The 1,384-nt window shown below is 35.4% G+C and carries 3 protein-coding genes; 2 read left to right on the plus strand and 1 reads right to left on the minus strand.

Annotation, left to right across the window (positions count from 1 at the left end):
* The coding region (locus tag N482_RS25145; RefSeq protein WP_196765302.1) for a hypothetical protein at nt 1–396 on the plus strand (396 nt) is incomplete at its 5' end.
* 71 nt (nt 397–467) lie between these two features.
* The gene (locus N482_RS04050) at nt 468–770 is read left to right on the plus strand and encodes a hypothetical protein (RefSeq protein ID WP_063375860.1); all 303 of its coding nucleotides are present in this window, start codon (nt 468–470) and stop codon (nt 768–770) included.
* A gap of 500 nt (nt 771–1,270) precedes the next feature.
* On the opposite strand, the gene N482_RS24025 is transcribed toward N482_RS04050, so the two are convergent.
* Nucleotides 1,271–1,384, minus strand: a 114-nt coding sequence (locus tag N482_RS24025) for an integrase core domain-containing protein (protein ID WP_155730472.1), incomplete at its 5' end; no start/stop codon positions are given.

A 1,384-nucleotide genomic window follows, 5' to 3' on the forward strand; every position in this document is an offset into this window, starting at 1 on the left:
GCAAACCCGGGGCGATTCAGTGAGCTTATTGAGTTTAGAGTACTACGGCACGAATTTACAGGTGAAATCACTAAAGCGCGCAATATAGGTGAGCAAGAAGAGATTGTTAGTGCGTGGAATAAGAGTTGGGAGGTCTTGTCTGCTGGAGAGTTTAAAAAACCAAGTTTGCTAAAAAGAAAAATTAGTTCAACGGATGTATCTACTTCTGTTGTATCTATTGAATCTGGCAGTTTAAAGACGATCTTGAAAAACTTGATTGATCATCATCAGTACAAAAAAGCATACAAACAATTTCAGATTTACTCACAATTACATGAGCAGGTTAACAGTATAGAATTACATAAATTACTGTTAGGTAATAAGTTTGGAGTTGAGAGCATCATACCTTTTAACTGACAAGTAAAAACTTAAACCTTGTAGAGGTATTTGATTTAAATGAATAAACTTCAATAGTGAAGGAGTATGACTTGAATATTGACATTACCATAGGAGTTGCTATCGGGGCTGTCTTGGCAGCGCTTATTAATATCTACTGGAGCTATAAAATAGCTAGATTGGATGATAAAAATAATAAAGAGGAGAGTATACGGTTATTAGCTGGAGAATTGTTGAGTGTAGCACACCACTTTTCCGTTCCATTATTTCCGATACGTTATTTAGATGAAGATATGAAACAACGTACCGAGGTTATGCGACGCTTGCGCTTGGCGAAATATGGAGCTCTGAAGGCTTCAGAAGATACAAGCTTGTTTGGTTTTCTTTCAGCATAACATATTCGCAATGTTCATCAACTTGCTAATAAAATAAGGAATTTTGATATTTTAATTGATGAGTTTCTAGCTGAACCAGAATGTAATGATGTCGATTTGTATAGGATGATAGAATCAAGAAAGGACTATATAGAAGACTGTTCTCAGTTAATACTAGCTTACATCAATGAACATCACCCAGAATACGAAAGCTTAATTTCGCAATCAACTGTGAATGGGGAGCCAAACTATCTCATATGATGACTGCAAATCAGAATGTTTCATTTACTGGATAGTGAGGTCACTTTTTGCATTCTTTCACTTCACTTTTATGCCAAGTTATACTTCCATCAAAATGCTAAGTCATTGAAGTAATCGGGTCGCTTTATGTAAACTTATACTACAAACTCCATCTGTTGTTTGAAGTATAAGTCTGCAAATTTGTAATAAAACCCCGCATAAAAATTGAAATATAACCCTGGGTAATCCTCCCATTTTTAATGGTCATCAAAAATAGAGAGTTAAGCTACAGCCAATGGCGGTTTTCCTCCATTAGCTTTGTGTGGTCTTTTATGATTATAAAACCACAGCCAACTTGTAGCATGTTCTTGAACTTCTTCCAACGTATCAAATAA

This window comes from Pseudoalteromonas luteoviolacea NCIMB 1942 (assembly GCF_001625595.1).
In the GTDB taxonomy this organism is placed as follows: domain Bacteria; phylum Pseudomonadota; class Gammaproteobacteria; order Enterobacterales; family Alteromonadaceae; genus Pseudoalteromonas; species Pseudoalteromonas luteoviolacea_A.